The organism is Alteromonas sp. K632G, from assembly GCF_017653625.1.
GTDB classification, from domain to species: domain Bacteria; phylum Pseudomonadota; class Gammaproteobacteria; order Enterobacterales; family Alteromonadaceae; genus Alteromonas; species Alteromonas naphthalenivorans.
Genome location: NZ_JAGGDM010000039.1, coordinates 1 through 4,649 on the forward strand (window position 1 = coordinate 1; position 4,649 = coordinate 4,649).

A 4,649-nucleotide genomic window follows, 5' to 3' on the forward strand; every position below is an offset into this window, starting at 1 on the left:
GTTGGGAACAACAGGTGAGGGCGGTTGAATTGATATTTTTATACAGCCAAACGCAGTTTAGGCTGACGCCTTCTAACGCTTTTAAATAAGGGGCGCAGGCATGTGGGGCATAATGGCGAAGCCGCCCCGCATGTATGCGTCCCAGCGAACGAAGTGAGTGACTTAATTTTTTTGTTATGTGCCACCCAATACATCCTTACAAGTAGTAACTCAGTAAGCCATCTGAGCTTTCTATATTTAGGATATCCATAATTATCTCTAAATGGTCTCCAAAGTTTTCTTTCGCTTCAGTGTCTTGCATTTTCATGATTTCTAATTCTGGCAAGAACGTTTCCATGACCCAAAGCTTTGATGGATTTTGCAAAAGGCCATTAATGAGAGTGTCTAAAATTGAGTCTAACATTTTAGTTAATAGCTGTTTTTCGTTTGGAACACTTCCGGGCAGTTCAGCAAACAACTCGCTACCCTTAAAACTTTTTAACTCGGATAAAGTGGACTGAGTGATGACCAAGGTCTGTTCTTGAATTTCTAATAAAGGACTGTATTCCATATTATCCTCTTGGCACATAACTTTCCAATAACGGGCGCAGACATGTGGGGCATAATGGCGCAGCCGCCCCGCGTGTTTGCGTCCCAGCGAACGCAGTGAGTGAGTTGATTGGCTTGATATGGCCGCGCCGAAAATTCCCACTGATCTCTGTTGGCATAAAACACCCAATTTAACTTACTGGATACTAAGTACAAAAACAAAATATCTGTACTCTTTCGAAACGTGTCAAAGTTATCCCAAGTTAGAGAAAAATTTGAGTTAATGCGCTTTTTTATACCTGTTTTTTTTGACACACGCTCAAATGTTTCGAAGGCAAAAACTTGTTGGTTGAGGTATGGCGAAAAAAGGGAATTGAATTCACTTTTGTTGAGCCACCCTGTCGAAGCAGTAATTGAGCGGATTACTTTTGACCAATCAGAATTTTTAACCGAAAGCTCTATATCAGTATCGGTATTAAGAATTTGGTTCAGTTCAATAAATTCCATTCTTTCCCTGAAGGCTATAACTTTAAACTAAGCGGCACAGTTGCGTGGGGCATAATGGCGAAGCCGCCCCGCGTAACTGCGTCCCAGCCTGCGCCAGCAGGCGACTTAATTTGTTTGTTATAACTACTTTCCACGTTTGCTTACTACCAATTTGTAGGTAAGGCCTATAACTACAAGAGCAACAAACAAAAATACTACACCAGCCAAGTCTTCGCCTTCCATTCTGAAATTGCCAAAACCAATGAATTGATTCTGGCTGTTAGAGCAAGCACCAACACCGATCCAATTTTGAAGTAGCGTACCACCGCAAAGAGTGAACGTGCTAATTGTCTTAATAAACAATGCCAAAACAATAAGCAGTATAAGAGCTACAGATCCTAACTTTTTCATTTGATGTTTCAGTAGTTATAACGCCTCAAACACCGGCTTGGTGAAGTTGGCGACTTTTTTGGAACAAAAAAGGTGACAGCTTTTCCAAGTCCGCGTGCTTTGACTTGTTAGCTGCCGCCCTCGTAACTAATGCTAGTAAATTGGCTAATTCCTACATCAATATCCCTAAATAAAGAATCTTCATCTACTTCAATTTTATCCTTTTTCAAGCGTGCAACAAAAAGTACGATGGACTCCCTTACTTTTTGTGCGATGTAGTCTCTTAGCTCATTTTTAGTTTTACCTGACCAAACAGCTTCAGGGATTTGGATATCAGCGGTGATATAACGCTGCTTTTTAGCAAAACGGAGTCTAGTTATCTCTTCATCACCAAACTTCTGAATTGAGCCATCAACTCGTAGGACTGGTGAATACTCATCAACAGCCTCACAGTAGGTTGTAGAACAGCTATCACGTAGAGCCTTGTATAGATCTACTTTAATTCTACCGATGCCACCATCTTTTGGGCCACCAGCCTGCCCACCAATTGATATTATGCTCATGACTTCCTTTAGCAGCTAACGCTAAGCTAACGGGCAGTGACGTAGCGGCATAATCGCGAAGCGCCGCTGCGTTACTGTCCCAGTGACCGAAGGGAACGTGTTAAGCGCTTTGTTATACGCGTGCATCTAAAACCTCGAAGCTTTTTGCTGCAAATACAAGTTCTTCGGTTTCGTGATCCCACCAATAAACGGTATTGGAGACCTCCTGGGTTTCATTAATTTTAAACACTAGAAAATCGCCACCACCATTTTCTCCGATGATAACTAAGTCTTTTGGAAAGCCGTAGTTCTCCCGCGCAGATTTTGTTTCGTGGACAATACTGTTACAGGTTCTCTTAATTCTCTTTTTATCTGAAGTGTCATAAAAAGGCATAAGATTAAAAACATCTTTACCCACTTCGACACTTCCGCCATTCGACAGCTTCATTCTTTCACAGAAGCAAAGTGGAAACTTAATTTCTAACTCAAATTCTGCTTTTGATATAAATTTTTCGTCAACAGGAAATGGCATTATTTTCTCTAGAGCGTATAACGCCCGCATAACGGGCAAAAATACGTAGGCTATAATACCGAGCGAAGCGAAGGGAGCCTACGTGTTTTTGTCCCTAGCGAGCGCAGCGAGTGTTAATGCGTTTGTTAGTTTGCGTACTCATTCGAGCTAAACACAAACTGTTGGCTTAAAGTAAAAGCCTGACTTGAGTCAGCACGACTCTGTGAAATAATTTCCAGTTCACCTTCCGCATGAACCTTGACCAAAAGCTCCTCTGTATTACTTATTTCGAAGTTGATAGAGCAATTTTCAGGAGATACTTTACCTTTAATAAAGTTCGGAGAAGGCTCTGAAACCCCGTTCGTGTAATACACGTAAAAGCTTTCATTGGGCAAGTCTATAGCAAAAATAAAAGCATTTTTATCCAAATCCTCTGGCTCCAATCGCAACGCCGTAAAATTACTTGTTATTGGGAAACTTGTAACCCGGCCAGAAAATGACGGGACATTAGAATTGCCAGAGTGAACAACGTAAGACTTCATAGAGCTCAAGCTTTTCTCAAACGAAATAGCGCTATCTATGAATTCAGGCCCTAAAAGACATTTCGATTGAACAGGTAAACCTACACTAAGGAAAAACAAAAAAATAAGAAGTCTATTCAATGCGAATCTCCGCGAGTGTGTCCGAGCAAACTAACTTTCCAATAACGGGCGCAGGCACGTGGGGCATAATGGCGAAGCCGCCCTGCGTGTATGCGTCCCAGCGAACGAAGTGAGTGAGTTTATTGGGTTGTTATGTGAATTTGTTGATTTAATCTTGAAAGTCCTCCGGTATCTCTTTTTTGAAGAGAGCTATTGCTTGTTCGACTAGTTCTAAATCTAGCTCATCTTGGTAAAGAGTAACTTCTCGTCTCTTTTTCGTGTCGTCCCGGAAGATTTCCATGACCATATTTTTACCAGCATATATTTCGACACCAATACCATCGCGTGCACCAGTGTCGCTAGCGATAACGTAATGTTCTATCTTTGAAAACTTCTCACTCATGTAGAAACCCACGATTCACATAACTTTTAAATAAGGGGCGCAGACATGTGGGCTATAATGCGAAGCAGCCCACGTGTATGCGTCCCAGCGAACGAAGTGAGTGACTTTATTTTTTTGTTAGGTGTGGTCATAAATAAACCTAAGCACCTTTTCCGAGCCATCCTCTAAATCTACAGTTGAATCTAGTGTTGCACCAGAGGATTCTATAAGCTTTGCAGAAGCAATATTACTTTTGTAGCAGTGAATATGCACCGCTGTAATATCTATTTTATTTGCCTGTTCGATGGTTTGAGATAGCAGGCGTTTTCCAACGCCCTTGCCTCGATAACTGGGCCTGATACCTAAACCTATATGTCCGCCAGCATGTTTTAATGAGTCGTTTAGTGTGTGGCGTAAATGGGAGCAGCCAACGATTTCTTGATTTTCGATGAGCCAGAAAGTGGTATTAGGCACCATATGATTGGGTAAGTTGATACCCTTTGAATAATTGCTTAACAACTGAACGAAAGCAGGAAAGTTTGAACAATCTAAATCCATTGGATAGGGATAGCGTTCTTCGCTACCCAATTCCTTGATGTAGTCCAAATAACTATTTTCGAATTCAACTAAAGGATTAATGAGCATTCAATATCCGAGAAGCACCTAACGCCCCAATAAGGGGCAGTTGCTTGCCCGCGAAAATAGCGATAGCGCGGGCGAGTAACTGTCCCAGTGAACGCAGTGAGCGAGCTTGATTGGTTTGTTATATTTCACTTACACTCCGAATTCAAAATGTCAGCCTGTTTAATGTTTACCCACTGAGTATTCGAACCTAATTCTATTTGAACCCCAATTTTCCTAGCAATATCCAAGATATGCTTGAACCACTTTTTAGCAGTCCATTCCTTAATTTCGGTAGATGAAAAGCAACCTTCTTCATGATACCAATGCACACCAGCGGCCTCGCGATAAATGTATTGGTATTCAGTCCTTCCGTGACTTACTAGAAAGACCTTTAATTTATTATCTTCAGATAGTTCTACTCTACTAATTTTCTCGATATTCATCGTGATATATAACGCCCAAATAAGGCAGGGTGAGATCGTGAATATTTATTGACCAGTTGGCGGAAACTAAACGATCAGTTTGACGATCCGGTTTAGTCGTGA

The 4,649-nt window shown here is 41.4% G+C and carries 8 protein-coding genes; all 8 read right to left on the bottom strand.

The genetic code is table 11. From position 1 onward, the window contains the following. Positions 1–196 precede the first annotated feature (196 nt). The 8 genes from J5X92_RS20565 to J5X92_RS20600 all read right to left on the bottom strand — a co-directional run bounded on the left by J5X92_RS20565 (position 197) and on the right by J5X92_RS20600 (position 4,125). Positions 197–550: a DUF4844 domain-containing protein gene (locus tag J5X92_RS20565; RefSeq protein ID WP_244361163.1), complete on the bottom strand. Its 354-nt coding sequence runs from the start codon at positions 548–550 to the stop codon at positions 197–199. After that, the gene (locus tag J5X92_RS20570; protein WP_185864214.1) at positions 529–1,035 is read right to left on the bottom strand and encodes a hypothetical protein; all 507 of its coding nucleotides are present in this window, start codon (positions 1,033–1,035) and stop codon (positions 529–531) included. The genes J5X92_RS20565 and J5X92_RS20570 overlap by 22 nt, the downstream gene beginning before the upstream one ends. A gap of 123 nt (positions 1,036–1,158) precedes the next feature. Continuing rightward, the gene (locus J5X92_RS20575; protein WP_126874078.1) at positions 1,159–1,425 is read right to left on the bottom strand and encodes a hypothetical protein; all 267 of its coding nucleotides are present in this window, start codon (positions 1,423–1,425) and stop codon (positions 1,159–1,161) included. Between the two features lie 107 nt (positions 1,426–1,532). Beyond that, positions 1,533–1,967 (bottom strand): hypothetical protein, encoded by a 435-nt coding sequence (locus J5X92_RS20580; RefSeq protein ID WP_126874079.1) that lies wholly within the window; start codon positions 1,965–1,967, stop codon positions 1,533–1,535. A gap of 112 nt (positions 1,968–2,079) precedes the next feature. After that, a complete protein-coding gene (locus J5X92_RS20585) occupies positions 2,080–2,478 on the bottom strand; it encodes an SMI1/KNR4 family protein (protein ID WP_126874080.1) in 399 nt (132 codons plus the stop codon). A 125-nt stretch (positions 2,479–2,603) separates the two neighbouring features. Beyond that, a complete protein-coding gene (locus tag J5X92_RS20590; RefSeq protein ID WP_126874081.1) occupies positions 2,604–3,119 on the bottom strand; it encodes a hypothetical protein in 516 nt (171 codons plus the stop codon). 148 nt (positions 3,120–3,267) lie between these two features. Beyond that, entirely contained in the window at positions 3,268–3,501 is a 234-nt protein-coding gene (locus J5X92_RS20595; RefSeq protein WP_126874082.1) for a hypothetical protein, read from the bottom strand. 117 nt (positions 3,502–3,618) lie between these two features. Next, the gene (locus J5X92_RS20600; protein WP_126874083.1) at positions 3,619–4,125 is read right to left on the bottom strand and encodes a GNAT family N-acetyltransferase; all 507 of its coding nucleotides are present in this window, start codon (positions 4,123–4,125) and stop codon (positions 3,619–3,621) included. Positions 4,126–4,649: the final 524 nt, after the last annotated feature.

What these genes read in the sequence shown, in the direction of transcription:
- J5X92_RS20565 (WP_244361163.1), bottom strand. Translation starts at nt 550, where the DNA reads ATGGAATACAGTCCTTTATTAGAAATTCAAGAACAGACCTTGGTCATC.
- J5X92_RS20595 (WP_126874082.1), bottom strand. Translation starts at nt 3,501, where the DNA reads ATGAGTGAGAAGTTTTCAAAGATAGAACATTACGTTATCGCTAGCGAC.
- J5X92_RS20575 (WP_126874078.1), bottom strand. Translation starts at nt 1,425, where the DNA reads ATGAAAAAGTTAGGATCTGTAGCTCTTATACTGCTTATTGTTTTGGCA.
- J5X92_RS20585 (WP_126874080.1), bottom strand. Translation starts at nt 2,478, where the DNA reads ATGCCATTTCCTGTTGACGAAAAATTTATATCAAAAGCAGAATTTGAG.
- J5X92_RS20600 (WP_126874083.1), bottom strand. Translation starts at nt 4,125, where the DNA reads ATGCTCATTAATCCTTTAGTTGAATTCGAAAATAGTTATTTGGACTAC.
- J5X92_RS20570 (WP_185864214.1), bottom strand. Translation starts at nt 1,035, where the DNA reads ATGGAATTTATTGAACTGAACCAAATTCTTAATACCGATACTGATATA.
- J5X92_RS20580 (WP_126874079.1), bottom strand. Translation starts at nt 1,967, where the DNA reads ATGAGCATAATATCAATTGGTGGGCAGGCTGGTGGCCCAAAAGATGGT.